Origin of the sequence: Rhodococcus sp. 5A-K4 (assembly GCF_046097995.1) — a bacterium.
In the GTDB taxonomy this organism is placed as follows: domain Bacteria; phylum Actinomycetota; class Actinomycetes; order Mycobacteriales; family Mycobacteriaceae; genus Rhodococcus_F; species Rhodococcus_F erythropolis.
Genome location: NZ_JBJURM010000012.1, coordinates 14,022 through 38,042 on the forward strand (window position 1 = coordinate 14,022; position 24,021 = coordinate 38,042).

Below are 24,021 nucleotides of genomic sequence, written 5' to 3' on the forward strand. Positions count from 1 at the left end.
GGCAGCAGATCCTGATCTGATCCGATGCTCGGTTTACCGCTAACACGGTCTTCCGAACTTTCGGACTTGGTCCCGATCGCTTCAGTGTTCGTCGTGTCATCGTCCAGGCAAGGACTGTGCAGACGAGGTAGCTCGAGCCTGACCAGGCGGGCTACGAAACGCGGCAAGAAAAGGACACTAAGCGTGGCGGGACAAAAGATCCGCATCAGGCTCAAGGCCTACGACCACGAGGCGATCGACGCGTCAGCGCGCAAGATCGTCGAGACGGTAACCCGTACGGGTGCCCGCGTCGTTGGACCTGTGCCGTTGCCGACCGAGAAGAACGTATATTGCGTCATCCGCTCGCCGCACAAGTACAAGGACTCGCGCGAGCACTTCGAGATGCGTACTCACAAGCGGCTGATCGACATTCTCGACCCGACGCCGAAGACGGTTGACGCGCTCATGCGCATCGACCTTCCGGCCAGTGTCGACGTGAACATTCAGTGACGGCGGAGACAAAAACAATGACTGATACCAAGATCAAGGGAATCCTGGGCACCAAGCTCGGCATGACCCAGGTCTTCGACGAGAACAACCGGGTTGTCCCGGTCACCGTCGTGAAGGCTGGGCCGAACGTCGTAACCCAGATCCGTACCGAAGAGCGTGACGGCTACAGCGCCGTTCAGCTCGCGTTCGGCGCCATCGACCCGCGCAAGGTGAACAAGCCGACTTCCGGCCAGTTCACCAAGGCTGGTGTGACCCCGCGTCGCCACGTAGTGGAGCTCCGCGTTGCGGACACCTCGGACTACGAGGTCGGCCAGGAGCTCACCGCCGAGGTCTTCGAGGACGGCGCATACGTCGACGTCACCGGAACCAGCAAGGGCAAGGGCTTCGCCGGAACCATGAAGCGTCACGGCTTCAAGGGACAGGGCGCGTCGCACGGTACCCAGGCTGTTCACCGCCGCCCGGGCTCCATCGGTGGCTGTGCAACCCCCGGCCGCGTGTTCAAGGGCATGCGCATGTCCGGACGCATGGGTAGCGACCGCATCACGACGCAGAACCTCTCGGTCCACAAGGTGGATGCCGAGAACGGCCTGCTGCTGATCAAGGGTGCGATCCCCGGCCGCAAGGGCGGCCTCGTGATCGTCAAGAGTGCAGTGAAGGGTGGTGCACGGGCATGACCAGCACCGAGACCAAGTTGACCCTGGACGTCAAGGTCGCCGGCGGCAAGACCAACGGCACCGTCGATCTCCCCGCTGAGATCTTCGACGCTCCGGCCAACATCGCGCTTCTCCATCAGGTTGTCGTCGCGCAGCTCGCAGCTGCTCGTCAGGGAACCCACTCCACCAAGACCCGCGGCGACGTCCGCGGCGGTGGCAAGAAGCCGTACCGCCAGAAGGGCACCGGCCGCGCACGCCAGGGCTCGACTCGCGCACCGCAGTTCGTCGGCGGCGGAACCGTTCACGGCCCGCAGCCGCGTGACTACAGCCAGCGCACCCCCAAGAAGATGAAGGCAGCCGCTCTTCGCGGAGCCCTCTCTGACCGCGCACGCAACGAGCGCATCCACGTCATCACCGAACTGGTTGCAGGGCAGACGCCTTCGACCAAGGGCGCAATCGCGTTCCTCGGCGAGATTTCGGATCGCAAGAAGCTGCTGCTCGTCGTGGGTCGCCAGGATGTAGCCGCTTGGAAGAGCGTGCAGAACCTGGAAGGCGTGCATCCCATTGCACCCGACCAGCTCAACACCTACGACGTGCTCAATGCAGACGATGTCGTGTTCAGCGTCGAGGCACTCAACGCGTTCATCCACGGGCCCGCAGAGAGCGCTCAGAACAAGGAGGACGCCAAGTGAGCACCATCGCTGACCCCCGCGACATCCTGCTCGCTCCGGTCATCTCCGAGAAGTCCTACGGACTGATCGAGGAAGGCACCTACACCTTCCTGGTGCACCCGGACTCGAACAAGACGCAGATCAAGATTGCCGTCGAGAAGGTCTTCGGCGTCAAGGTGACCAGCGTCAACACCGCCAACCGTCAGGGCAAGCGTAAGCGGACCCGATTCGGTTACGGCAAGCGCAAGGACACCAAGCGCGCGCTCGTGACCCTGTCCGCTGACAGCAAGCCCATCGAGATCTTCGGAGGACCGGTCGCGTAAGCGCCGGGACTTGACGAGACATAGAGGACGAGAAGACTCATGGCAATCCGTAAGTACAAGCCGACAACACCGGGCCGTCGTGGCTCGAGCGTCTCGGACTTCGCCGAGATCACTCGGTCAACCCCCGAGAAGTCGCTGGTTCGCCCGCTGCACGGTCGCGGTGGACGTAACGCACACGGTCGTATCACCACCCGTCACAAGGGTGGCGGACACAAGCGTGCATACCGACTGATCGATTTCCGTCGCAACGACAAGGACGGCATCCCGGCAAAGGTCGCTCACATCGAGTACGACCCCAACCGCACAGCAAACATCGCACTCCTGCATTACGCAGACGGTGAGAAGCGCTACATCATCGCCCCCAAGGGCCTGGTGCAGGGTTCACCGGTCGAGTCCGGTGCAGGCGCCGACATCAAGCCGGGCAACAACCTGCCGCTGCGCAACATCCCGACTGGTACCACCATCCACGGTGTGGAACTGCGTCCCGGCGGCGGAGCCAAGATGGCTCGTTCCGCAGGCGCCAGCATCCAGCTCCTCGGTAAGGAAGGCAGCTACGCCACGCTGCGTATGCCTTCCGGTGAAATCCGTCGCGTCGACGTGCGCTGCCGCGCATCCGTCGGCGAGGTCGGCAACGCCGAGCAGTCGAACATCAACTGGGGCAAGGCCGGCCGTATGCGTTGGAAGGGCAAGCGCCCGACCGTTCGTGGTGTCGTGATGAACCCGGTCGACCACCCGCACGGTGGCGGCGAGGGCAAGACCTCAGGTGGACGCCACCCGGTCAGCCCGTGGGGTAAGCCTGAAGGCCGTACCCGCAAGAACAAGGCAAGCGACAAGATGATCGTCCGTCGCCGCCGCACCGGCAAGAACAAGCGCTAGGAGGGAGTGAAGGATGCCACGCAGCCTTAAGAAGGGCCCGTTCGTCGATGACCACCTCCTCGCGAAGGTGGATGTACAGAACGAAAAGGGAACCAAGCAGGTCATCAAGACCTGGTCCCGTCGTTCGACAATCATCCCGGACTTCATCGGCCACACGTTTGCAGTTCACGACGGCCGCAAGCACGTCCCCGTGTTCGTTTCCGACTCCATGGTCGGACACAAGCTCGGAGAGTTTGCACCGACCCGCACGTTCAAGGGTCACATCAAGGATGATCGGAAGGCGAAGAGGCGATGAGCAACACCGAAACCGCCAACCCGACTGCCAAGGCTGTAGCGAAGCACGTTCGCGTTACGCCGATGAAGGCACGTCGAGTTGTGGACCTGGTCCGCGGGCGCTCGGTTGAAGACGCCCTGAACATCCTGAAGTTCGCGCCGCAGGCAGCGAGCGAGCCGGTCGCCAAGGTGATCGCCTCCGCAGCAGCCAACGCCGAGAACAACCTCGACCTCGACCCCAGCACGCTTGTCGTTGCTACGGCGTTCGTGGACGAGGGCGCGACCCTCAAGCGGTTCCAGCCGCGTGCACAGGGACGTGCGTTCCGTATTCGCAAGCGCACCAGTCACATCACCGTGATCGTGGAGAGCCTGCCGAAGACCGGAACATCGACCCGTAATCGCCGGAAGGGAAGTGCTCAGTAGTGGGCCAGAAAATCAACCCGCACGGCTTCCGTCTCGGCATCACCACCGACTGGAAGTCTCGCTGGTACGCAGACAAGCAGTACGCGGAGTACGTCAAGGAAGACGTCGCGATCCGTAAGCTCCTCGCCACCGGCATGGAGCGCGCAGGAATCGCGAAGGTCGAAATCGAGCGCACCCGTGACCGTGTTCGCGTGGACATCCACACTGCACGTCCGGGCATCGTCATCGGCCGCCGCGGCGCCGAAGCCGATCGCATCCGCTCCGAGCTCGAGAAGCTGACCGGCAAGCAGGTTCAGCTGAACATCCTCGAGGTCAAGAACGCAGAAGCTGAAGCACAGCTCGTCGCACAGGGTGTGGCCGAGCAGCTCTCGAACCGCGTTGCCTTCCGTCGTGCAATGCGCAAGGCCATCCAGTCGGCCATGCGTCAGCCCAACGTCAAGGGAATCCGCGTTCAGTGCTCCGGTCGTCTCGGCGGCGCCGAGATGTCCCGGTCGGAGTTCTACCGCGAAGGCCGTGTGCCGCTGCACACGCTTCGTGCGGACATCGACTACGGCCTCTACGAGGCCAAGACCACCTTCGGTCGCATCGGCGTCAAGGTCTGGATCTACAAGGGCGACATCGTCGGTGGCAAGCGTGAGCTCGCCGCCAACACGGCCGCACCGGCCGGGGATCGCCCGCGTCGTGAGCGTCCGAGCCGTCCGCGTCGTTCCGGTGCCACCGGTACCACTGCGACCAGCACCGAGGCCGGCCGCGCAGCGACCGCAACCGCCGATGCTCCCGCAACTGAACAGAATCAGGAGGGCTGACGCATGTTGATCCCACGGCGGGTCAAGCACCGCAAGCAGCACCACCCGAGCCGTTCGGGTGCCGCCAAGGGCGGTACCCAGGTGACCTTCGGTGACTACGGCATCCAGGCTCTCGAGCCTGCCTACATCACCAACCGGCAGATCGAGTCCGCTCGTATCGCCATGACTCGGCACATCAAGCGTGGCGGCAAGATCTGGATCAACATCTTCCCGGATCGCCCCCTCACGAAGAAGCCGGCCGAAACCCGAATGGGTTCCGGTAAGGGTTCGCCCGAGTGGTGGATTGCCAACGTCAAGCCCGGACGCGTTCTGTTCGAGATGACATACCCCAACGAGGAGATTGCTCGTGAGGCCCTGCGCCGCGCGATGCACAAGCTCCCGTGCAAGTGCCGGATCGTGACCAGAGAGGAGCAGTTCTGATGGCTACTGGAACCCCAGCAGCAGAGCTCCGCGAGCTCAGTGAAGACGAGCTGGTCACCCGGCTCCGTGAGTCGAAGGAAGAGCTTTTCAACCTTCGTTTCCAGATGGCTACCGGCCAGATGGACAACAACCGACGACTGCGCACCGTTCGTCACGAGATCGCGCGCATCTACACCGTCCTGCGTGAGCGTGAGCTCGGACTCGCTGTGGGTCCGGATGCAGGTGACGCGGCATGAGTGAGGAAAAAGCAGTGAGCACAGAAGAGCGCGCGAGCCGTAAGGTCCGTGTCGGATACGTCGTGTCCGACAAGATGGAAAAGACGATCGTGGTCGAGCTCGAAGACCGCGTCAAGCACAAGCTCTACGGCAAGATCATCCGCCGTACGACCAAGGTGAAGGCGCACGACGAGAACGGCGTTGCCGGCGTCGGCGACCGCGTTCAGCTGATGGAAACCCGTCCGCTGTCCGCGACGAAGCACTGGCGTCTGGTCGAGGTCCTCGAAAAGGCCAAGTAAGCCTGATCGAATCCTCGAGCTGATCGAGTATCACCGAATGGCCCGCTTCCCCTTGGGGGAGTGGGCCATTCGGCTTTCCGGGGGCTTTCCGGGGGCTTTCGGGGCTTTCCGGGCGAAGGGTTCGAGTTGCGTCGAGTACGGCTGATTTGGTATTCGGTGAACCCTTCCCTACAATAGAACGGTTGCCTGTGGCAGAGGTGTGTCTTCACGTGCGCAGCTCGAACGGTGCTTGCAGTGATCGTCTCCCGACGTCAGTCGGTGGGACTGCAGCTCAGACACGACGCAGGTGGCAACAATGACCGCGCGCACCGGGTCGGTAATCCGTTGCGCACGAAATTCCAGGTCTAGGGAGATCAAGTGATTCAGCAGGAGTCGCGAGTTCGCGTCGCTGATAACACGGGTGCCAAGGAAATCCTTTGCATCCGCGTTCTCGGCGGTTCGTCACGTCGCTACGCCGGGATCGGTGACGTCATCGTCGCCACCGTCAAGGACGCAATCCCCGGTGGAAACATCAAGAAGGGTGAGGTCGTCAAGGCCGTCATCGTTCGCACGACCAAGGAGCGCCGTCGTCCGGACGGTTCCTACATCAAGTTCGACGAGAACGCTGCAGTGCTCATCAAGGCTGACAGTGATCCCCGTGGAACCCGCATCTTCGGACCCGTCGGCCGTGAGCTGCGCGAGAAGAAGTTCATGAAGATCGTTTCGCTTGCCCCGGAGGTGCTGTGATGAAGGTGCACAAGGGTGACACCGTTCTGGTCATCGCCGGCAAGGACAAGGGCGCGAAGGGCAAGGTCATTCAGGCCTACCCCGCGACCGACAAGGTCCTCGTCGAAGGCGTGAACCGAATCAAGAAGCACACCGCGGTTTCCGCGAACGAGCGCGGAGCATCCTCCGGCGGCATCGTCACGCAGGAAGCCCCGATCCACGTTTCCAACGTTGCAGTCGTCGACTCGGACGGAAACCCCACCCGCGTGGGCTACCGCACCGACGAAGAGTCCGGCAAGCGCGTTCGGATTTCCCGGAAGAACGGGAAGGACATCTGACATGACCTCCACCGAAAACAAGGTCCAGCCGCGCCTCAAGGCACGCTACCGCGCTGAGATCAAGGACGCGCTCAACAGCGAGTTCGACTACTCGAACGTCATGCAGATCCCCGGCGTCGTCAAGGTTGTCGTCAACATGGGCGTCGGCGACGCTGCCCGTGACGCCAAGCTGATCAACGGCGCTGTCCATGACCTGTCGCTGATCACAGGCCAGAAGCCCGAGATCCGCAAGGCACGTAAGTCCATCGCGCAGTTCAAGCTCCGCGAAGGTATGCCCATCGGCGCACGCGTCACCCTCCGTGGTGACCGCATGTGGGAGTTCCTGGACCGCCTCGTGTCTGTCGCTCTGCCCCGTATCCGCGACTTCCGCGGTCTCTCGGGCAACCAGTTCGACGGCAACGGCAACTACACGTTCGGCCTCAACGAGCAGTCGATGTTCCACGAGATCGACGTGGACAAGATCGATCGCCCCCGCGGTATGGACATCACCGTCGTGACCACCGCAACCAACAACGAAGAAGGCCGTGCACTGCTCAAGCACCTCGGCTTCCCGTTCAAGGAGAACTGAGCGCATGGCTAAGAAGGCATTGGTCAACAAGGCCAACAAGAAGCCCAAGTTCGCGGTTCGCGCCTACACCCGCTGCCAGCGGTGCGGTCGCCCGCACTCGGTGTTCCGCAAGTTCGGCTTGTGCCGTATCTGCGTTCGCGAGATGGCTCACGCCGGCGAGCTTCCCGGAGTTCGCAAGAGCTCTTGGTGATCTGAGGCCCTCGGGCTTCGTCACACCACGCATGTGAATGGACGTGGGTTCCTTTGGAACCCACGTCCATTCGTGGTTTCCATCGAGTTGTGTATCGCGCCGATCCTGAAAAGAACTGTCCCGCTGCGACTCTGGTTGAAAGCGATCATCGTTCGTCGATGTCGTTCTTCGGTGCCGAACGAGCAGTTCAGATTTCGGGGTGCGTCGATACCTTCCCGATCAGCGACCTTCGGGTGGCGGTGGGGGAGCCGACGTGGCATCCCGGTGGACACTTGCGCCAAAGTTCCCTACACTAGAGCGGTTGCCGTGGCTGACGCATGCGTTCAGCTCGGTGCGGTAACTTACGCCGTCTGACACAAGTCGGACGGCCCAGCCGAATTGCTGGAGGCCCACGATCGGATTCGTCCGGTGTTGCATGGGAACCACAGCGAGAAAGGTGTCGAGGTCGACCTATGACCATGACTGACCCCATCGCAGACTTCTTGACGCGTCTGCGCAACGCCAACACGGCGTACCACGATGAGGTGAAGCTTCCCCACTCGAAGATCAAGGCGAACATCGCCGAGATCCTCAAGCGCGAGGGCTACATCTCGGATTTCCGTACCGAAGACGCAGAGGTCGGCAAGACCCTCATCGTCGATCTGAAGTACGGTCCCAGCCGCGAGCGTAGCCTCGCCGGCGTGCGTCGCGTTTCCAAGCCCGGTCTCCGGGTTTACGCGAAGTCCACCAACCTGCCCAAGGTCCTCGGAGGCCTCGGCGTGGCCATCATCTCCACGTCGTCCGGTCTGCTCACCGATCGCCAGGCGGCCAATCAAGGAGTAGGCGGGGAAGTCCTCGCCTACGTCTGGTAAGGGAGGCCACCACAATGTCGCGTATTGGAAAGATTCCGGTCACCGTCCCCGCGGGCGTTGACGTCACGATCAGCGGCCAGGATGTCACCGTCAAGGGTCCCAAGGGCACCCTCGCGCTGACCATCTCCGAGCCCATCGCAATCGAAAAGGCAGAGGACGGCTCGCTGAGCGTCACGCGCCCCGACGACGAGCGTCGTAGCCGCGCGCTGCACGGTCTGTCGCGGACCCTGGTTGCGAACATCATCACCGGTGTCACCGAGGGTTACACGAAGAAGATGGAGATCCACGGTGTTGGTTACCGTGTGGCACTGAAGGGCAAGGACCTCGAGTTCGCGCTCGGCTTCAGCCACCCGGTGCCGATCGAGGCTCCTGAAGGCATCACCTTCGTCGTCGAGTCGCCCACCCGGTTCTCGGTGTCCGGCATCGACAAGCAGAAGGTCGGGCAGATCTCGGCCAACATCCGTCGTCTCCGTCGTCCGGACCCGTACAAGGGTAAGGGCGTGCGTTACGAGGGTGAGCAGATCCGCCGCAAGGTCGGAAAGACGGGTAAGTGATATGAGCCAGACTGCAAACCAGAAAGCCAAGCGGATTCCGCTGGGCAAGGATGCGTCCACCAAGCGTCGTCTCTCGAAGACGCGTCGTCACTTCCGTCTCCGCAAGAAGGTCTCCGGCACGCCCGAGCGTCCCCGCTTGGTCGTCAACCGGTCCTCGCGCCACATCCACGTCCAGCTCGTGGACGACCTGGCCGGCCACACCCTGGCCTCCGCGTCGACCATCGAAGCAGACGTGCGCGTGGCAGAAGGCGACAAGAAGGCTGCGAGCGCGAAGGTCGGTCAGCTGATCGCCGAGCGCGCCAAGGCTGCCGGCGTGGAAGCAGTTGTCTTCGACCACGGCGGACACGGCTACCACGGTCGCATCGCGGCCCTGGCAGACGCGGCTCGCGAAGGCGGGTTGAAGTTCTGATGACCAACATTTTCAACGGAAGGACAGCCTGATGCCGGGACGTCAAAGGCGTGACGGCGGAAGCGGACCCGCCGGACAGAATGGCCCCAACAGCGGTGACAACAGCAACGCTCGTGGGGACAACCGTGGTGGCGGCCGTGACCGTCGCGACGGTGGCCGTGGCGGAAACGCTGCGGAGAAGTCACAGTTCATCGAGCGCGTTGTCACGATCAACCGCGTTTCCAAGGTCGTCAAGGGTGGTCGTCGCTTCAGCTTCACCGCTCTGGTGATCGTCGGAGACGGCAACGGACTGGTCGGCGTCGGCTACGGAAAGGCCAAGGAAGTTCCCGCGGCCATCCAGAAGGGTGTCGAGGAGGCTCGCAAGAGCTTCTTCCGCGTCCCGATGATCGCCAACACCATCACTCACCCCGTTCAGGGTGAGGCTGCTGCCGGCATCGTCATGCTTCGCCCGGCAAGCCCCGGTACCGGTGTTATCGCCGGTGGCGCTGTGCGCGCCGTGCTGGAGTGCGCTGGTATCGCGGACATCCTGTCGAAGTCGCTCGGTAGCGACAACGCCATCAACGTCGTGCATGCGACCGTTGCTGCGCTCAAGGGTCTGCAGCGTCCCGAGGAAGTTGCGGCTCGCCGCGGCCTCACCCTCGAAGAGGTTGCACCCGCCGGCATGCTTCGCGCTCGCGCACAGGCTGCTGGGAGTGTGAAGTAATGGCAGATCTCAAGGTCACTCAGATCAAGAGCATCATCGGGACCAAGCAGAACCAGAAGGATTCTCTGCGCACGCTCGGTCTCAAGGGCATCCGTCAGACCGTTGTTCGTGAGGACAACGCACAGAACCGCGGTCTGATCAACGTGGTGCGCCACCTCGTAACAGTTGAGGAGGTCTAACCATGACCATCAAACTGCACCACCTGCGCCCCGCTCCGGGATCCAAGTCCAACAAGATTCGTGTTGGACGCGGTGAGGGCGGCAAGCGTGGTAAGACCGCAGGTCGCGGTACCAAGGGCACCAAGGCACGTAACACCGTGCGCGTGGGCTTCGAGGGCGGACAGATGCCGCTTCACATGCGTCTGCCCAAGCTCAAGGGCTTCACGAACCCGTTCCGCACCGAGTACCAGGTCGTCAATGTCGGCGACATCGCCCGTCTGTTCCCCGAAGGTGGAGCAATCACGGTCGAGGATCTCGTTGCCAAGGGCGCAGTCCGCAAGAACCAGCTCGTCAAGGTTCTGGGCGACGGCGAACTGACAGTTGCCGTTCAGGTGACCGTCGACAAGTTCACCGGTTCCGCCAAGGAAAAGATTGCTGCTGCCGGTGGTTCCGCCACCGAGCTGTGAGTAATCACGCGTAGCTAGTCCGATGGCCGCAGCGCAGCGTTTGCTGCGCTGCGGCCATCGGCGTCTACCAGGTCTTGTCACAGATTGGTCGTGCATGCCTCGGATGGGCCAGTATTCTGGTCACCGAGTGGCAAATGTATCTTCGGCTTACCCGGTTTTCGTGGTCTGCCCGCTTAGTTCCCAAATGCTCACTGTTAGAGTTCAAAAGTTCGACAGGTCAAACGATCTGTCTCCCTACCGTCGTGCCAGGAGGATCTTTGCTTTCCGCCTTCGTCTCGGCCCTCAGGACCCCAGACCTGAGGCGGAAGATCCTCTTCACCCTCGGCTTGGTGGCTCTGTATCGGGTCGGCGCTCTCATTCCGTCCCCAGGTGTCGACTACGGCCGCGTGCGTCAGTGCATCGATATCGCCAACTCCGGTGACTCAGCAGGTATCTACTCGCTGATCAACCTGTTCTCCGGTGGCGCTCTGCTGCAGATGTCGATCTTTGCGATCGGCATCATGCCGTACATCACGGCAAGCATCATCGTGCAGCTGCTGACCGTGGTGATCCCGAAGTTCGAGGAACTTCGAAAAGAAGGCCAGTCCGGTCAGGCCAAGATGACGCAGTACACGCGTTACCTGTCCATCGCTCTGGCAATCCTGCAGTCGACCGGCATCGTCGCTCTTGCGGCACGCGGACAGTTGCTCCAGGGCTGTGACGACATCATCGCCGACAAGTCGATCTTCGGTCTTGCCATCATCGTGCTGGTCATGACTGCCGGTGCTGCCATGGTCATGTGGTTCGGCGAGGTCATCACCGAACGTGGCGTGGGTAACGGTATGTCGCTCCTCATCTTCGCCGGTATCGCATCGCGTATCCCGAGCGAGGGCAAGTCGATTCTCGACAGCCGCGGTCCACTGGTCTTCGCCTTCGTCTGCCTCGCAGCGCTGTTGATCATCGCCGGTGTCGTCTTCGTCGAGCAGGGTCAGCGCCGGATCCCGGTTCAGTACGCAAAGCGGATGGTCGGACGCAAGATGTACGGCGGATCCTCGACGTACCTGCCTCTGAAGGTGAACCAGGCCGGCGTCATCCCGGTGATCTTCGCGTCTTCACTGCTGTACCTCCCGAACTTGATCGCACAGCTGACTTCGGCCAGTACAGCGGTCGACCCCAGTTGGTGGCAGCGCCTCATCAACACCTACCTGGTGAACCCGGCCAACCCGGTGTACATCGCGATCTACTTCGGCCTGATCGTCTTCTTCACGTACTTCTACGTCGCCATCACCTTCAATCCCGAAGAGCGCGCCGACGAGATGAAGAAGTTCGGCGGCTTCATCCCCGGTATCCGACCAGGTCAGCCGACCGCGGACTACCTCAACTACGTGCTGAGTCGCATCACCCTTCCGGGTGCGATTTACCTCGGCACCATTGCTGTTCTGCCCAACCTGTTCCTCGACATCGGGAATGGCGGCGGCGCGCAGAACCTGCCGTTCGGTGGCACCGCGGTGCTGATCATGGTCAGCGTCGGCCTGGACACCGTGAAGCAGATCGAGAGTCAGCTAATGCAGCGTAACTATGAAGGGTTCCTCAAGTGAGACTTGTCCTCCTTGGTCCTCCCGGTGCCGGCAAGGGCACCCAGGCCGCTATCTTGTCCGAGAAGTTCGGCGTTCCCCATATCTCCACGGGTGATCTCTTCCGCGCGAACATCGGTCAGGCCACCGCTCTCGGTGTGGAAGCAAAGAAGTACATCGACGCCGGCGAACTCGTACCGAGTTCGATCACCAACGACATGGTGAAGGCTCGCGTCGCAGAACCGGACGCAGCAAACGGTTTCCTTCTCGACGGATTTCCGCGCTCGGTCGAACAGGCTCAGGCACTCGAGGGAATCTTGAAGGATCTCGACACCAAGCTCGACGGTGTCCTCTCTTTTGTTGTCGACGAGGACATCGTGGTCGAGCGCATGCTCGCCCGCGGTCGTGCAGACGACACCGAGGACGTCATTCGCAACCGACTCCGGGTCTACCGCGACGAGACGTCACCGCTGTTCGATTACTACAAGGACAGCATCGTCTCCGTCGACGCGATCGGCGAGGTCGAAGAGGTCAACGCACGCGCCCTGGCAGCGTTGGGTAAGTAATGGTCTTCGGGCGTAAACGCAAGGTTGTTCCGTTCCGCTCCGCGGGCGAACTCGACGCGATGGCTGCTGCCGGTGCGATCGTGGGTTCGGCGCTGGTGGCGGTGCGCGCTGCGGCAAAGCCCGGTGTCAGCACTTTGGAATTGAACGCGGTCGCAGAATCGGTCATTCGTGACGCCGGCGCCGTGCCCTCGTTCCTCGGGTACCACGGCTTCACCGGTTCGATCTGCTCTTCGGTCAACGATCGCGTCGTTCACGGGATCCCTTCAGCTCAGGACATCCTGGCTGAAGGCGACCTCGTTTCCATCGACTGTGGCGCGATCCTCGACGGTTGGCACGGTGACTCTGCCTGGACGTTCGGAGTCGGTGAGATCAGCGTCGCCGATCAGGAACTCAGCGAAGCCACTCGGCTTTCGATGGAAGCCGGGATCGCGGCGATGATCGCCGGTAACCGTCTGACGGATGTTTCGCACGCGATCGAGGTCGGTACTCATGCCGCCGAGAAGTTGCACGGTCGTTCCTACGGCATCGTCGACGGATACGGTGGACACGGAATCGGTCGGGAAATGCACATGGATCCGTTCCTCGCCAATGAAGGTGCCCCGGGTAAGGGTCCTGAACTGGTTGTCGGATCGTGCCTCGCGATCGAGCCGATGCTCACGCTCGGCACCACCGACACGGTGATTCTCGACGACGACTGGACCGTTGTGACGACCGACGGGTCCCGTGCGGCGCACTGGGAACACACTGTCGCTGTGACCGAGGACGGTCCGCGGATTCTGACACTCCGGCCGGAGTAGTTGACGCCGTTGCTGACAAGTGTTGGCAGCGAGCATGATTCACGTTCGAGAAGTCCCAGCCTCATGTCGAGGCTGGGACTTTTTCGATGGGGGAGCGGTGTGCGTCGTCACCCTGACCGGAGGCGCATTTGGCCTGGTCGTTTACATCGCGTAACATGGCTAGGCGGTGCGCTATGCGCGTCGATAGTTCGTGTGCCTACGCCCGGATCGCTCCGGGATCGGGCCCCCGAAGTGCCGACGATCTTTCCATTGCGTGCCAATGTAACGGAAGCCGATGCACGAAGCATGCCAAACCAAACGGATCGCGGAGGATATGGCTAAGAAAGACGGGGCCATCGAGGTCGAAGGACGAGTAGTCGAGCCGCTGCCCAATGCGATGTTCCGCATTGAGCTCGAGAATGGCCACAAGGTCCTCGCCCACATCAGCGGAAAGATGCGTCAGCACTACATTCGCATCCTCCCGGAAGATCGCGTTGTCGTGGAGCTCTCGCCCTACGATTTGTCGCGCGGACGCATCGTTTACCGCTACAAGTAACGAACTTCCCGGACCTGACCTGGGTCAGGGAGAAGTATGTCTGCCGCGGTTCATCGCGGCGGGCTGCGACAAAACAGGAGATCAGAAGACGTGAAGGTTCAGCCGAGCGTCAAGAAGATCTGCGAGAAGTGCAAAGTGATTCGCCGTAACGGTCGAGTCATGGTGATCTGCGAGAACCTGCGTCACAAGCAGCGTCAGGGCTAGATCTAGCTTTTCGAAGATCTGCTTGGCAACAAGCAAAGAAGACCTCCCAGTACCAGCCATTGTTGACGAGACCCCACGCGATCGTTCACCGATCGCCAAGGTCGGACAATGGTTCACCCCCGGCACGGAGGCCGGGGCCCCACTGAGTTAGTTGATGAGATCATCTGCGCCTTCGGGCGTCGGTACTCGGCAAGAGGCACAGGGGAAGGGCTGGGAGCAGACCTCCGCACACCGATAAGGAAATGCCACCATGGCACGTCTCTCTGGTGTTGATCTTCCTCGCGAAAAGCGTATGGAGATCGCACTGACATACATCTACGGCATCGGCCGTACCCGCTCCAAGGAAATCCTTGACGCCACCGGCGTCAGCCCGGATCTCCGGAGCAAGGACCTCTCGGACGAGGACCTGGCAAAGCTCCGCGAGTACATCGAGGAGTCGCTCAAGGTCGAGGGTGACCTTCGCCGCGAGGTTCAGGCCGACATCCGTCGCAAGATCGAGATCGGCTGCTACCAGGGCCTGCGCCACCGTCGTGGTCTGCCCGTGCGTGGTCAGCGCACCAAGACCAACGCCCGTACCCGTAAGGGTCCGAAGCGCACCATTGCCGGCAAGAAGAAGGCGAAGTAATGCCCCCGAAGTCACGTAGCACCGGTCCGAAGAAGACCCAGAAGACGCGTCGCAGGGATAAGAAGAACATCCCGCACGGCGCCGCTCACATCAAGAGCACCTTCAACAACACCATCGTGTCCATCACGGACCCCGCCGGAAATGTCATTTCCTGGGCGTCTTCGGGACACGTCGGCTTCAAGGGTTCGCGTAAGTCGACTCCCTTCGCCGCTCAGCTTGCTGCTGAGAGCGCTGCCCGTAAGGCGCAGGAGCACGGTGTCAAGAAGGTTGACGTCTTCGTCAAGGGACCGGGATCCGGTCGCGAGACCGCAATCCGTTCCCTCCAGGCTGCTGGCCTCGAGGTCGGCACCATTTCCGATGTAACCCCCCAGCCGCACAACGGCTGCCGTCCGCCCAAGCGGCGTCGGGTATAGCGGGAAGGATAGGTAGAAGAAAATGGCACGTTATACCGGACCCATCACCCGCAAGTCGCGTCGTCTGCGCGTCGACCTCGTTGGAGGCGACCAGGCATTCGAGCGTCGCCCGTACCCGCCCGGACAGCACGGCCGCGCGCGTATCAAGGAGAGCGAGTACCTGCTCCAGCTGCAGGAGAAGCAGAAGGCTCGCTTCACCTACGGCGTCATGGAGAAGCAGTTCCGCCTGTACTACAAGGAGGCGAACAACCGCCCCGGCAAGACCGGCGAGAACCTGCTTCGCATCCTCGAGTCGCGTCTCGACAACGTCGTGTACCGCGCAGGCCTCGCTCGCACGCGCCGTCAGGCACGTCAGCTGGTCACGCACGGTCACCTTCTCGTGAACAACAAGAAGGTCGACATCCCGAGCTACCGCGTCTCGCAGTACGACATCATCGATGTCAAGGAGAAGTCGCTCTCCACGCTTCCGTTCCAGGTTGCGCGTGAGACCGTCGGCGATCGCCCGGTTCCCGGGTGGCTGCAGGTTGTCGGCTCGCGTCTGCGGATCCTGGTTCACCAGCTTCCCGAGCGCGCGCAGATCGACATCGCTCTGCAGGAACAGCTCATCGTCGAGTACTACTCGAAGTAAGGCGCTTCGCACCCCGTGAGTGGTTGAGGAGTCTCCGGACTCCTCAACCACTCACAGGGCCGCAGGCCCTTTCCCATCGTGGGCGTCAAATAGTGGACGTCCGTACAGGAGGAAATACCAATGCTCATTTCTCAGCGACCCACGCTGACCGAAGAGGTCATCGCTGATAACCGCTCGAAGTTCGTCATCGAGCCCCTGGAGCCAGGTTTCGGGTACACGCTCGGCAATTCGCTGCGCCGCACGCTGCTCTCGTCGATCCCCGGCGCTGCTGTCACCAGCATCCGTATCGACGGCGTTCTCCACGAGTTCACCACCGTCCCGGGAGTGAAGGAAGATGTCACCGACATCATCCTGAACCTCAAGGGCCTCGTCGTGAACTCCGAAGAGGACGAGCCGGTCACCATGTACGTCCGCAAGCAGGGCCCCGGCGCTGTTACTGCAGGCGACATCGTGCCCCCGGCAGGCGTCACCGTGAACAACCCTGATCTGCACATCGCCACCCTGAACGACAAGGGAAAGCTGGAGATCGAGCTCGTTGTCGAGCGCGGTCGTGGCTACGTCCCCGCCGTCCAGAACAAGGCGTCCGGCGCAGAGATCGGCCGTATCCCGGTCGACTCGATCTATTCGCCGGTGCTCAAGGTCACCTACAAGGTGGAGGCCACTCGCGTCGAACAGCGCACCGACTTCGATCGGCTCGTTCTCGACGTGGAAACGAAGAACTCCATCACCGCACGGGACGCGCTCGCTTCGGCGGGCAAGACCCTGGTTGAGCTCTTCGGCCTGGCCCGTGAGCTGAACGTCGAAGCAGAAGGAATCGAGATCGGACCCTCGCCCGCCGAGGCCGATCACATCGCTTCCTTCGGACTCCCCATCGAGGATCTGGACCTCACGGTCCGCTCCTACAACTGCCTCAAGCGCGAAGGTGTTCACACCGTCGGTGAGCTTGTCGGCCGTACCGAGTCCGATCTGCTCGACATCCGCAACTTCGGACAGAAGTCCATCGACGAGGTCAAGGTCAAGCTGCATTCGCTCGGCCTGTCCCTCAAGGACAGCCCCGCATCCTTCGATCCCACCACCGTTGCCGGCTACGACGCCGCCACCGGAACGTGGAGTGACACTGATGCCGGTTCCTTCGGCGATGCCGAAGGTACCGAGGACTACGCCGAGACCGAACAGCTGTAGCAGCTCAGGTCCTTTACTAGGAGATCATCATGCCCAAGCCCAAGAAGGGTGCCCGCTTCGGCGGGTCGGCTTCCCACCAGAAGGCGATTTTCGCCAATCTGGCTACCGCGCTCTTCGAGCACGGTCGCATCACCACCACCGAGTCCAAGGCCAAGGCACTGCGCCCCTACGCCGAGAAGCTCGTCACGCACGCGAAGGCCGGCACGCTGGCTCACCGTCGTGAGGTGCTGAAGGTCATCCGCAACAAGGATGTCGTTCACACCCTGTTCGCCGAGATCGGCCCGTTCTACGCGGACCGTAACGGTGGATACACCCGCATCATCAAGACGATCCCCCGCAAGGGCGACAACGCTCCGATGGCAATCATCGAGCTCGTCAAGGAAAAGACCGTCACCTCCGAGGCTGACCGCGCTCGTCGCGTCAAGTCCTCGCAGGAAGCTCCCGCCGCAGAGAACGTCGTCGAGGCCGTAGAGGCCGACGCGACCGAGGCTGAGGTCGAGAACGCTGACGCAGTCGTCGAGGCTATCGAGGACGAGACCGCAACTGCGNCCGACGCTCCCGAGGCCGAAGAGGCCAAGAAGGACTAGTCTCCCTTGGTTTCGGCACACGCTGAATCGAACGAGCCCGCCGCCCCCATCGGGGACGGCGGGCTCGTTCGATTGCGGCTGGACATCTCCTACGACGGCACCGACTTCTCGGGCTGGGCCCGTCAAACCGATCTGCGCACCGTGTGCGGTGAGATCGAAGACAAGTTGGGAACGGTACTACGGCAACCGGTTCAGCTGACTGTTGCCGGTCGCACGGACGCCGGCGTTCACGCCACGGGGCAGGTAGCGCACGTCGACGTCCCGGGCGAGTTGCTCCCCGACGATCCGTCGCGACTCGTGCGCAGACTTGCACGCTTCCTGCCCAAGGACGTTCGGGTCAAACAGATCTCGGTGGTTCCGGGTGACTTCGATGCGCGCTTCTCGGCGATGCGACGCTACTACGAGTATCGGGTGACCAACGCGGCATTCGGAGTGGAACCCCTACGCGCACGCGATACGGTGTCGTACCCCAAACCACTCGATCTCGCAGCGATGCAAGAAGCGTCGAATCGGCTTCTGGGCCTGCACAACTTCGCGGCATTCTGCAAGCGTCGAGAAGGCGCTACGACGGTGCGGGAGTTGCAACGCTTCGACTGGGCGCAGGAGGGCACGGTGTTCACGGCGTACGTGAATGCCGATGCGTTCTGCTGGTCGATGGTCCGGAGTCTTGTCGGGGCAGTCCTCTCAGTCGGTGAGGGACGCCGCACCGCCGACTGGGTGGCAGGTTTGCTCGACGAAACGTCGCGGTCGAGTTCGATCCTCGTTGCGCCGGCGCACGGACTTTCGTTGGTTCGCGTGGACTACCCCGACTACTCGGAACTGGCTGCCCGCAACGCGATTACCCGTGAAACCCGCGAGATTCCGTCTTCGGGCGGGTGCTGCGGGGACTGACCGCCTTGATAGAAAATGCCCTCCCACTCAGCGTGGGAGGGCATTTCATGTAGACGACTATCCCGCCAATTGGCGCGCGATGACCAGACGCTGAATCTGATTGGTGCCCTCGAAGATCTGCGTGATCTTGGCCTCGCGCATGTAGCGCTCGACGGGGAAGTCCTGGGTGTAGCCGTACCCACCGAATACTTGAACGGCGTCGGTGGTGACCTTCATTGCTGCGTCGGTGGCAACGAGTTTGGCGACGCTGGCGTTGCGCGAGTACGGAACTCCGGCGTCGCGGCGGCGGGCTGCATCGAGGTAAGTGGCACGAGCGGAGTCAACTGCGGCCGCCATGTCCGCGAGCACGAATCCGAGTCCCTGGTGATCGATGATCCGCTTGCCGAATGCCTTGCGCTCCTTCGCGTAGGCGACCGCGTCGTCGAGTGCGCCCTGAGCGATTCCGACGGCAACAGCAGCGATTCCGAGTCGGCCGGAGTCGAGCGCGCTGAAGGCGATCGGCAATCCCTGGCCGCGCTGACCGATCAACCGCTCGTCAGGGACGAAGGCGTCGTCGTAATTCGCGGATGCAGTGGGGACCGCGCGCAGTCCCATCTTCTCCTCGGGCTTGCCGAAGCTGAGGCCTTCGGTGTCCTTGTCCACCAGGAGGCAGGAGATGCCGCGAGAGCCGTCGTCACTGGTGCGGGCGAAGAGGTTGTAGAAGTCTGCCTTGCCGCCGTTGGTGATCCAGGCCTTCGAGCCGTTGATGCGGTAGCCACCGTCGGTGGCCGTCGCCTTGCACGACAATGCGGCGGCGTCGGATCCGGCCTGCGCTTCGGAAAGGCTGTATGCGCCGATGGTGTTGCCGCCCAGCATGTCCGGCAGCCAGCGGGCCTTCTGTTCGTCGGTGCCGAAGGTGAACAGTGGGAAGCACGAGAGGCTGTGCACGCTCACCGCCACTGCAACCGCTGCCCAGCGCGAGGCGATCTCTTCGAGGACTTGGAGGTACACCTCGTACGGCTGATCGCCGCCACCGAATTCCTCGGGATACGGAAGGCTCAGCAGGCCTGCCTGTCCGAGTGCGGGGAACACGCCTTCGGGATACTTCTCGGCCTTCTCGTATTCGTTGACCTTGGGCGCGAGTACCTTGTCCGCGACATCACGCGTCAGTTCGATGAGATCGCGAGCTTCTTGGCTGGGCATCAGGCGTTCGACGGGCACGGTCGGCTCCTAGCTAGGTAGTAGTACTGGGAACGATACTGCAGTACTGTCTTGCGTATGGCAAGGCTGGTTCACAAGACGACTGCGCGCAGGGCAGAGTTGTTCGATCAATTGGTCGAACTGTTCTTGAGCGAGGGTTTCGCCCACCTCACGCTCGACGAGATCTCAGCTCGTCTGCACTGCTCCAAGAGCACCTTGTACACCGTGGCGGCCGGCAAAGAGGATCTGGTGCGGGCTGTGACGGTGCACTTCTTCCGTGCCGCGACCGATGCGGTGGAGAGTGCCGTCGCTGCCGAGTCGACACCCACTCGTCGAGTTGCGGTGTATCTCGAAGCAGTCGGTGATCAACTGACCGCGGCGTCCCGTCAATTCATGGAAGACCTGGCTGAATCGGTGTCGGCGAGTCAGGTTTACGAGAAGAACACGTCGATCGCCGCGGATCGTGTGCGAGCGCTCATCGTCGAGGGAGTGGATTCGGGCGCATTCCGGCGGGTACACGCGTCATTTGTCGCTGATGCGGCCGCAGCGACAATGGTTCGGATCCAGCAACGCGCGGTCTATCGGGCTACCGGGTTGGACGATGCCAGCGCGTATCGGGAACTGGCCGCACTCATCACGGACGGGATCACTGCGTGACGAGTCGCTAGCATCGACGTTCATGGCACCTTTGAAGGTCGAAGTCATCGTAGGTTCGGTCCGCGAGGGGCGAATAGGACGAGCAGTGGCGGATTGGTTTGTCGAGCGCGCAACCGCGAACCAGTCGTGGAACGTATCGGTGATCGACCTCAGAGAGCTGTCGTTGCCCCAGGATTTCTCGGATTCACCTGCCACGGAGGTTTTCCGCCAGCGAATCGGACGAGCCGATGCTGTTGTTGCTGTGACCTCCGAATACAACCACGGGTACCCGGCTGCCCTCAAGACCGCATTCGATTCCGTGAAACACGAGTGGCGTGCCAAGCCGATCGGATTCGTGTCCTACGGCGGGATTTCAGGTGGTGTTCGGGCCGTCGAACAACTGAGGCAAGTAGTGGCGGAGCTGCACATGGTCTCGGTGCGTCAAAGCGTGACCATTCACCGGGTACGCAAGCAATTCGGACACGAGCCGTACGGCGTCGATTCGATTGCGATCGATGCCAGCGAGAAGATGATTCGTGAATTGCATTGGTGGGGGAGCGGATTGCGGATGCAGCGTGCGAGTGATCCCTATCCTGGCTGATCTTGGACATACGCGATCACGCCATCTGGTGAGCGTCGCCGGCTCGAGGACGGCCGATGAACGAGGTCTCGGAAGCAATGGTTACCAGAGTCAGTTCGACGCGCGTGCGGCCGGTTTCGACTGTGATCTTGTCACCGAGTGCGAATGGCTGGACTATCGATATTTCAGGGTCGATCCGAGGCCATTGGCGTGGATGTCCGTACACGTAGATCGCGGTCACGCCGGCACGCGGCGGTAACCCCTCGACTCCGTCGAACACGACCGTGTTGAAAGCGCCCCCGAGCCCACCACCCTGCCCGGACACGCGGAGTCGGTCAGGCACTCCCATGGAGTCGGTGAGCGCGGTCCATGCTTCCGGTCGATCGGTGTGGATGAGTACCAGTGCGCCGGTCGCGATGGCTCGAAAGATCAATTGCTGAGCCAGATAGAGTTCGCCGGCGACAAAAACGGTGTTGACGCCCGGCCCCGAAATTCTGGCCGCGACACCGTGCCCGTTTCGGTCCGAGCCGATGAGCTGGCCGCACCCGGCAAGAGGTAGAGCGAGTGAGTCGAGTGTGCCCCCGTCCATGCGAATGTGCGGCGTGATGCGGTCCAGCGCGGCCAATGCGGTTGGCAGGTTGGTCAGCAATCCGTCGCGCTGGCGCCCACGTAGCGAGACCAAACCGGCCAGCGGTGCGTTCTCAGGTGGATTGCGCGTGGTGAAGCGACATGTCGCACTGACCTTCGCCTCTCCGCGTTCGCCCGTGGGGCGCAACCGAATTGTCACGGACGTCCCGACCGTTGCCACTGCCCATACTCGGGTCAGGGTCGAGTTGGTGATGAAACGGGGTTCGATTCCGTATCCGACGTTGGACACACCAGGCAAGGGGGTACTTCGCCACGTTTCGGTGACCTCGTGGCTGGCGACTCCTCTTGCGACCTGGGCAGTGGACGACGCGATCTCCGGTGCGGTCAGGATCCGCGCCTTGCATCCCGCTGAATCGAGTACCCGGATGACACGATTGGCGGCAACAGCGATCGCGCGGCCCGCGCCCTGTTCGCCCCCGCCTCGGCGTTCGACTGCTGCACGACCCTCCAAAGCGTCGAAACGTAGTGCAAGCCAAACACTTCTGGTGGCGGTGGCTGGTAGTGGCCCGATGAGACGTTCGTAGACTTCGGTGGCCGGCGTTCCTGATGCGGCGCGGTATCCATGACTGACAATGTCGATGCCGGTGAGTGAGATGTCGTGCTGATGCAGACAATTGACCAGGGCTGCTGTGGGCAGAAGGTGGGAAGCGTCGAATGAATGACGCCCGATCCTGGTCAGGTAGTCGCGTGGGGGAGCGATCTCGACGACGGCGACGAGTGAAGATCCGTCCACTCGGAGCCCGATCGACTGTTCGGAGGGAGTGTGAAAACTGACGATCGTGCTGCCGTCGACGTCTTTGCGGCGCAAATAGCGAAAGTACTTGACAATCCAGGACATTACCGACCAACCGCCCACATGGAGGAGCATTGATCCGGCAACCACACAACCGATTGCCAGCGCCCAGAGCCAATCCGGCCCACTGGCCGTCGCGATTCCGCCTGCACTGATTCCGAGAATCTGTGCCGACACGAATTCGTGCGTCGAAATCCTGTGTGACGACGGCCAATGCTTCAACCGCGATCGGTCCACGGTTCCTCCCCGATACCTGACCTGCGAACTACCCGAAAATTTCCGCCCCAGCCAAACTGTACTGTGTCTTCGCAAGGGGATGTAAGGCACGGGGGGAATGATGGCTGCAACACCTACCACGCGCTGGCAGGTCAACGGGTACCGATTCTTGGTCAGGCGGATGGAACATGCGCTGGTCAGACGAGACGTGCGGATGCTTCACGATCCGATGCGGTCACAGTCCCGCGCCTTCACCGTCGGAATAGTCCTCGCTGCACTGGGATTGGCGGGTTGCGCGGTACTCGCTCTGTTTCGACCTCAGGATAAAATCGGCGATGCAGAAATCGTTGTTGCAAAGGAATCTGGCGCAATGTTCGTCGCCATGGAGGGTACTTTTCGCCCTGTGCTGAACTTGGCCTCCGCCCGACTGATTCTGGGTTCGCCAGTAAAACCGGCAATAGTCAAGGCGTCTGAGGTCGAGGCGAAACCGAGGGGCGCGCTCGTCGGCATTCCCGGCGCACCGTCCGCGCTGCCGGAATCAGCCGACCCGAGCAACGCCTTGTGGACGGTATGCGATTCCGTCGGATCCGACGGGAGAAAATCGTTGACGACTTCGGTCCTGGTCGGATCGTCCAATGTCGGTGAAAACACGACATATCTGACGAGGGACCGTGCATTCCTGGTGAAGTCGGGTTCCGATCACTTTCTCGTATACGACGGGAAGCGAGCGGAAATCGATGTGGACAATCCGGCGATCATGCGGGCTTTGGGGCTGGAAGGAGCACAGGCGCGACCGATCAGTGCCGGATTTCTCAATTCGATCCCCGAAGTTCCGCGCATCGAGGCTCCGCGAATCCGCGAACTGGGATCAGCGCCCCGGTTCCCGCTGCAGAACAAGACTGTCGGCTCCGTCGTTCAGGTTTCGGTGGGCGCGGACCTGCAGTACTACGTGGTGCTCGAGAACGGTATCCAGAAGGTCGGTGCGGCGCTCGCCCAACTGATCTACTTCTCGGATTCGCAGGGCGCCACCGGGATCGCGAGCGTCACCCCTGACGCCATCAGTCGTATTCCCTCGGTGAGGGAGCTGGCCGTCGACTCGTTGCCGCAGGTGGTTCCGGAGATCGTCGATGATCATGGCGCACCTGTCGGCTGTCTGGAATGGGCTCCCTCGCCTGCAGTCGAGGGCGGCGAAAGTAGTTCTGCAACATTGAAACTCGTCGCTGGATTGCAGGTTCCGATCCCGGCGGGTGGCAAGTTGGTGTCCTTGGCGCAGGCGGACGGATCGGGCGACAATCTCGACAGCGTCCACGTCGGACAGGGCTTCGGTGGGTTTGTTCAAGCGACCGGAATCGAGACGAACAGCACCAGGCACGACGGAGTGTTCTACGTAGCGGATACCGGTGTGAAATACGGAGTACCGGACGAAACCTCCGCTCGCGCGCTCGGATTGACGCGAACGCCTGATCGCGCGCCTTGGCAGATACTCGATCTACTTGCATCAGGTCCGGCGCTCGAGAAGAGGAATGCACTGATAGCTCACGACGGAGTCGCCCCCGATTCAACGCCGGCCGCTCCAGTGAACTGAACACCGTTGACG

Annotated in this window: 37 protein-coding genes; 35 read left to right on the forward strand and 2 right to left on the reverse strand. The window is 61.9% G+C overall.

Features of this window, described 5'->3' with window-relative positions; all coding sequences use genetic code 11:
• Positions 1-183 precede the first annotated feature (183 nt).
• The 32 genes from rpsJ (at position 184) to truA (ending at position 18,372) form a co-directional block, all read left to right on the forward strand.
• Positions 184-489, forward strand: a complete 306-nt coding sequence (rpsJ, locus tag ACKAMS_RS17005; protein WP_003938093.1) for a 30S ribosomal protein S10 — start codon at positions 184-186, stop codon at positions 487-489.
• Between the two features lie 17 nt (positions 490-506).
• Positions 507-1,163: a 50S ribosomal protein L3 gene (gene rplC / locus ACKAMS_RS17010; protein WP_003940826.1), complete on the forward strand. Its 657-nt coding sequence runs from the start codon at positions 507-509 to the stop codon at positions 1,161-1,163.
• The gene (gene rplD, locus ACKAMS_RS17015; protein WP_003940723.1) at positions 1,160-1,834 is read left to right on the forward strand and encodes a 50S ribosomal protein L4; all 675 of its coding nucleotides are present in this window, start codon (positions 1,160-1,162) and stop codon (positions 1,832-1,834) included. The genes rplC and rplD overlap by 4 nt, the downstream gene beginning before the upstream one ends.
• Positions 1,831-2,136: a 50S ribosomal protein L23 gene (rplW, locus tag ACKAMS_RS17020; protein ID WP_003940990.1), complete on the forward strand. Its 306-nt coding sequence runs from the start codon at positions 1,831-1,833 to the stop codon at positions 2,134-2,136. Before rplD ends, rplW begins: the two co-directional genes overlap by 4 nt.
• Positions 2,137-2,175: 39 nt before the next feature.
• On the forward strand, positions 2,176-3,012 hold the full coding sequence (gene rplB, locus ACKAMS_RS17025; RefSeq protein ID WP_003940895.1) for a 50S ribosomal protein L2: 837 nt from the start codon (positions 2,176-2,178) through the stop codon (positions 3,010-3,012).
• 13 nt (positions 3,013-3,025) lie between these two features.
• The gene (gene rpsS, locus ACKAMS_RS17030; protein WP_003940820.1) at positions 3,026-3,307 is read left to right on the forward strand and encodes a 30S ribosomal protein S19; all 282 of its coding nucleotides are present in this window, start codon (positions 3,026-3,028) and stop codon (positions 3,305-3,307) included.
• Entirely contained in the window at positions 3,304-3,708 is a 405-nt protein-coding gene (gene rplV / locus ACKAMS_RS17035) for a 50S ribosomal protein L22 (protein WP_003940717.1), read from the forward strand. Before rpsS ends, rplV begins: the two co-directional genes overlap by 4 nt.
• The gene (gene rpsC / locus ACKAMS_RS17040; RefSeq protein ID WP_003941003.1) at positions 3,708-4,514 is read left to right on the forward strand and encodes a 30S ribosomal protein S3; all 807 of its coding nucleotides are present in this window, start codon (positions 3,708-3,710) and stop codon (positions 4,512-4,514) included. The genes rplV and rpsC overlap by 1 nt, the downstream gene beginning before the upstream one ends.
• A gap of 3 nt (positions 4,515-4,517) precedes the next feature.
• Positions 4,518-4,934 carry a 50S ribosomal protein L16 gene (gene rplP, locus ACKAMS_RS17045; protein WP_003940899.1) on the forward strand — a complete coding sequence of 139 codons (417 nt, stop codon included), beginning with the start codon at positions 4,518-4,520 and terminating at the stop codon, positions 4,932-4,934.
• Positions 4,934-5,170, forward strand: coding sequence for a 50S ribosomal protein L29 (gene rpmC, locus ACKAMS_RS17050; protein ID WP_003940734.1), 237 nt, complete (start codon positions 4,934-4,936; stop codon positions 5,168-5,170). Before rplP ends, rpmC begins: the two co-directional genes overlap by 1 nt.
• Positions 5,167-5,448: a 30S ribosomal protein S17 gene (gene rpsQ, locus ACKAMS_RS17055; RefSeq protein WP_003941020.1), complete on the forward strand. Its 282-nt coding sequence runs from the start codon at positions 5,167-5,169 to the stop codon at positions 5,446-5,448. The genes rpmC and rpsQ overlap by 4 nt, the downstream gene beginning before the upstream one ends.
• 357 nt (positions 5,449-5,805) lie before the next feature.
• Positions 5,806-6,174 carry a 50S ribosomal protein L14 gene (rplN, locus tag ACKAMS_RS17060; protein WP_003940951.1) on the forward strand — a complete coding sequence of 123 codons (369 nt, stop codon included), beginning with the start codon at positions 5,806-5,808 and terminating at the stop codon, positions 6,172-6,174.
• Positions 6,174-6,491: a 50S ribosomal protein L24 gene (rplX, locus tag ACKAMS_RS17065; RefSeq protein WP_003941019.1), complete on the forward strand. Its 318-nt coding sequence runs from the start codon at positions 6,174-6,176 to the stop codon at positions 6,489-6,491. The genes rplN and rplX overlap by 1 nt, the downstream gene beginning before the upstream one ends.
• A gap of 1 nt (position 6,492) precedes the next feature.
• On the forward strand, positions 6,493-7,059 hold the full coding sequence (gene rplE / locus ACKAMS_RS17070) for a 50S ribosomal protein L5 (RefSeq protein WP_003940924.1): 567 nt from the start codon (positions 6,493-6,495) through the stop codon (positions 7,057-7,059).
• A 4-nt stretch (positions 7,060-7,063) separates the two neighbouring features.
• Positions 7,064-7,249 (forward strand): type Z 30S ribosomal protein S14, encoded by a 186-nt coding sequence (locus ACKAMS_RS17075; protein ID WP_003940698.1) that lies wholly within the window; start codon positions 7,064-7,066, stop codon positions 7,247-7,249.
• 452 nt (positions 7,250-7,701) lie between these two features.
• Positions 7,702-8,100: a 30S ribosomal protein S8 gene (rpsH, locus tag ACKAMS_RS17080; RefSeq protein ID WP_003940873.1), complete on the forward strand. Its 399-nt coding sequence runs from the start codon at positions 7,702-7,704 to the stop codon at positions 8,098-8,100.
• 14 nt (positions 8,101-8,114) lie between these two features.
• Positions 8,115-8,654: a 50S ribosomal protein L6 gene (gene rplF, locus ACKAMS_RS17085; RefSeq protein ID WP_003940970.1), complete on the forward strand. Its 540-nt coding sequence runs from the start codon at positions 8,115-8,117 to the stop codon at positions 8,652-8,654.
• A gap of 1 nt (position 8,655) precedes the next feature.
• The gene (rplR, locus tag ACKAMS_RS17090; protein WP_003940996.1) at positions 8,656-9,063 is read left to right on the forward strand and encodes a 50S ribosomal protein L18; all 408 of its coding nucleotides are present in this window, start codon (positions 8,656-8,658) and stop codon (positions 9,061-9,063) included.
• Positions 9,064-9,094: 31 nt separating this feature from the next.
• Complete coding sequence (rpsE, locus tag ACKAMS_RS17095) at positions 9,095-9,766, forward strand: 30S ribosomal protein S5 (protein WP_003940718.1); 672 nt, start codon at positions 9,095-9,097, stop codon at positions 9,764-9,766.
• Positions 9,766-9,945, forward strand: coding sequence for a 50S ribosomal protein L30 (rpmD, locus tag ACKAMS_RS17100; protein WP_003940751.1), 180 nt, complete (start codon positions 9,766-9,768; stop codon positions 9,943-9,945). Before rpsE ends, rpmD begins: the two co-directional genes overlap by 1 nt.
• Before the next feature lie 2 nt (positions 9,946-9,947).
• Positions 9,948-10,391, forward strand: a complete 444-nt coding sequence (gene rplO / locus ACKAMS_RS17105; RefSeq protein WP_019747555.1) for a 50S ribosomal protein L15 — start codon at positions 9,948-9,950, stop codon at positions 10,389-10,391.
• Between the two features lie 257 nt (positions 10,392-10,648).
• Positions 10,649-11,968 (forward strand): preprotein translocase subunit SecY, encoded by a 1,320-nt coding sequence (gene secY / locus ACKAMS_RS17110; protein ID WP_020906895.1) that lies wholly within the window; start codon positions 10,649-10,651, stop codon positions 11,966-11,968.
• Positions 11,965-12,510, forward strand: coding sequence for an adenylate kinase (locus tag ACKAMS_RS17115; RefSeq protein WP_003940868.1), 546 nt, complete (start codon positions 11,965-11,967; stop codon positions 12,508-12,510). Before secY ends, ACKAMS_RS17115 begins: the two co-directional genes overlap by 4 nt.
• Complete coding sequence (gene map / locus ACKAMS_RS17120; RefSeq protein ID WP_003940806.1) at positions 12,510-13,307, forward strand: type I methionyl aminopeptidase; 798 nt, start codon at positions 12,510-12,512, stop codon at positions 13,305-13,307. The genes ACKAMS_RS17115 and map overlap by 1 nt, the downstream gene beginning before the upstream one ends.
• Positions 13,308-13,620: 313 nt before the next feature.
• A complete protein-coding gene (gene infA, locus ACKAMS_RS17125; RefSeq protein WP_003418601.1) occupies positions 13,621-13,842 on the forward strand; it encodes a translation initiation factor IF-1 in 222 nt (73 codons plus the stop codon).
• A gap of 90 nt (positions 13,843-13,932) precedes the next feature.
• On the forward strand, positions 13,933-14,046 hold the full coding sequence (gene rpmJ / locus ACKAMS_RS17130) for a 50S ribosomal protein L36 (protein WP_003938068.1): 114 nt from the start codon (positions 13,933-13,935) through the stop codon (positions 14,044-14,046).
• Between the two features lie 250 nt (positions 14,047-14,296).
• Complete coding sequence (gene rpsM, locus ACKAMS_RS17135) at positions 14,297-14,671, forward strand: 30S ribosomal protein S13 (protein ID WP_003940834.1); 375 nt, start codon at positions 14,297-14,299, stop codon at positions 14,669-14,671.
• Entirely contained in the window at positions 14,671-15,084 is a 414-nt protein-coding gene (gene rpsK / locus ACKAMS_RS17140; RefSeq protein ID WP_003940683.1) for a 30S ribosomal protein S11, read from the forward strand. The genes rpsM and rpsK overlap by 1 nt, the downstream gene beginning before the upstream one ends.
• Positions 15,085-15,106: 22 nt before the next feature.
• Complete coding sequence (gene rpsD / locus ACKAMS_RS17145) at positions 15,107-15,712, forward strand: 30S ribosomal protein S4 (protein ID WP_003940769.1); 606 nt, start codon at positions 15,107-15,109, stop codon at positions 15,710-15,712.
• Between the two features lie 120 nt (positions 15,713-15,832).
• Positions 15,833-16,894 carry a DNA-directed RNA polymerase subunit alpha gene (locus ACKAMS_RS17150; protein ID WP_003941016.1) on the forward strand — a complete coding sequence of 354 codons (1,062 nt, stop codon included), beginning with the start codon at positions 15,833-15,835 and terminating at the stop codon, positions 16,892-16,894.
• A 29-nt stretch (positions 16,895-16,923) separates the two neighbouring features.
• A complete protein-coding gene (gene rplQ / locus ACKAMS_RS17155) occupies positions 16,924-17,481 on the forward strand; it encodes a 50S ribosomal protein L17 (protein WP_408989288.1) in 558 nt (185 codons plus the stop codon).
• Positions 17,482-17,487: 6 nt separating this feature from the next.
• Positions 17,488-18,372, forward strand: a complete 885-nt coding sequence (gene truA, locus ACKAMS_RS17160; protein WP_084326077.1) for a tRNA pseudouridine(38-40) synthase TruA — start codon at positions 17,488-17,490, stop codon at positions 18,370-18,372.
• Positions 18,373-18,429: 57 nt separating this feature from the next.
• Here truA and ACKAMS_RS17165 read toward each other — a convergent pair whose 3' ends face one another.
• On the reverse strand, positions 18,430-19,572 hold the full coding sequence (locus tag ACKAMS_RS17165) for an acyl-CoA dehydrogenase family protein (RefSeq protein ID WP_020906899.1): 1,143 nt from the start codon (positions 19,570-19,572) through the stop codon (positions 18,430-18,432).
• A 57-nt stretch (positions 19,573-19,629) separates the two neighbouring features.
• On the opposite strand from ACKAMS_RS17165, the gene ACKAMS_RS17170 reads away from it, so the two are divergent.
• Both ACKAMS_RS17170 and ACKAMS_RS17175 read left to right on the forward strand, forming a co-directional pair.
• The gene (locus tag ACKAMS_RS17170) at positions 19,630-20,208 is read left to right on the forward strand and encodes a TetR/AcrR family transcriptional regulator (protein ID WP_020969046.1); all 579 of its coding nucleotides are present in this window, start codon (positions 19,630-19,632) and stop codon (positions 20,206-20,208) included.
• Positions 20,209-20,230: 22 nt separating this feature from the next.
• Complete coding sequence (locus ACKAMS_RS17175; protein ID WP_279218126.1) at positions 20,231-20,788, forward strand: NAD(P)H-dependent oxidoreductase; 558 nt, start codon at positions 20,231-20,233, stop codon at positions 20,786-20,788.
• 16 nt (positions 20,789-20,804) lie between these two features.
• Here the strand turns inward: ACKAMS_RS17175 and eccE are convergent, their stop codons facing one another.
• On the reverse strand, positions 20,805-22,445 hold the full coding sequence (gene eccE, locus ACKAMS_RS17180) for a type VII secretion protein EccE (protein ID WP_408989289.1): 1,641 nt from the start codon (positions 22,443-22,445) through the stop codon (positions 20,805-20,807).
• A 97-nt stretch (positions 22,446-22,542) separates the two neighbouring features.
• Between eccE and eccB the strand changes: the two genes are divergently transcribed.
• On the forward strand, positions 22,543-24,009 hold the full coding sequence (gene eccB, locus ACKAMS_RS17185) for a type VII secretion protein EccB (protein ID WP_283569689.1): 1,467 nt from the start codon (positions 22,543-22,545) through the stop codon (positions 24,007-24,009).
• Positions 24,010-24,021 lie beyond the last annotated feature (12 nt).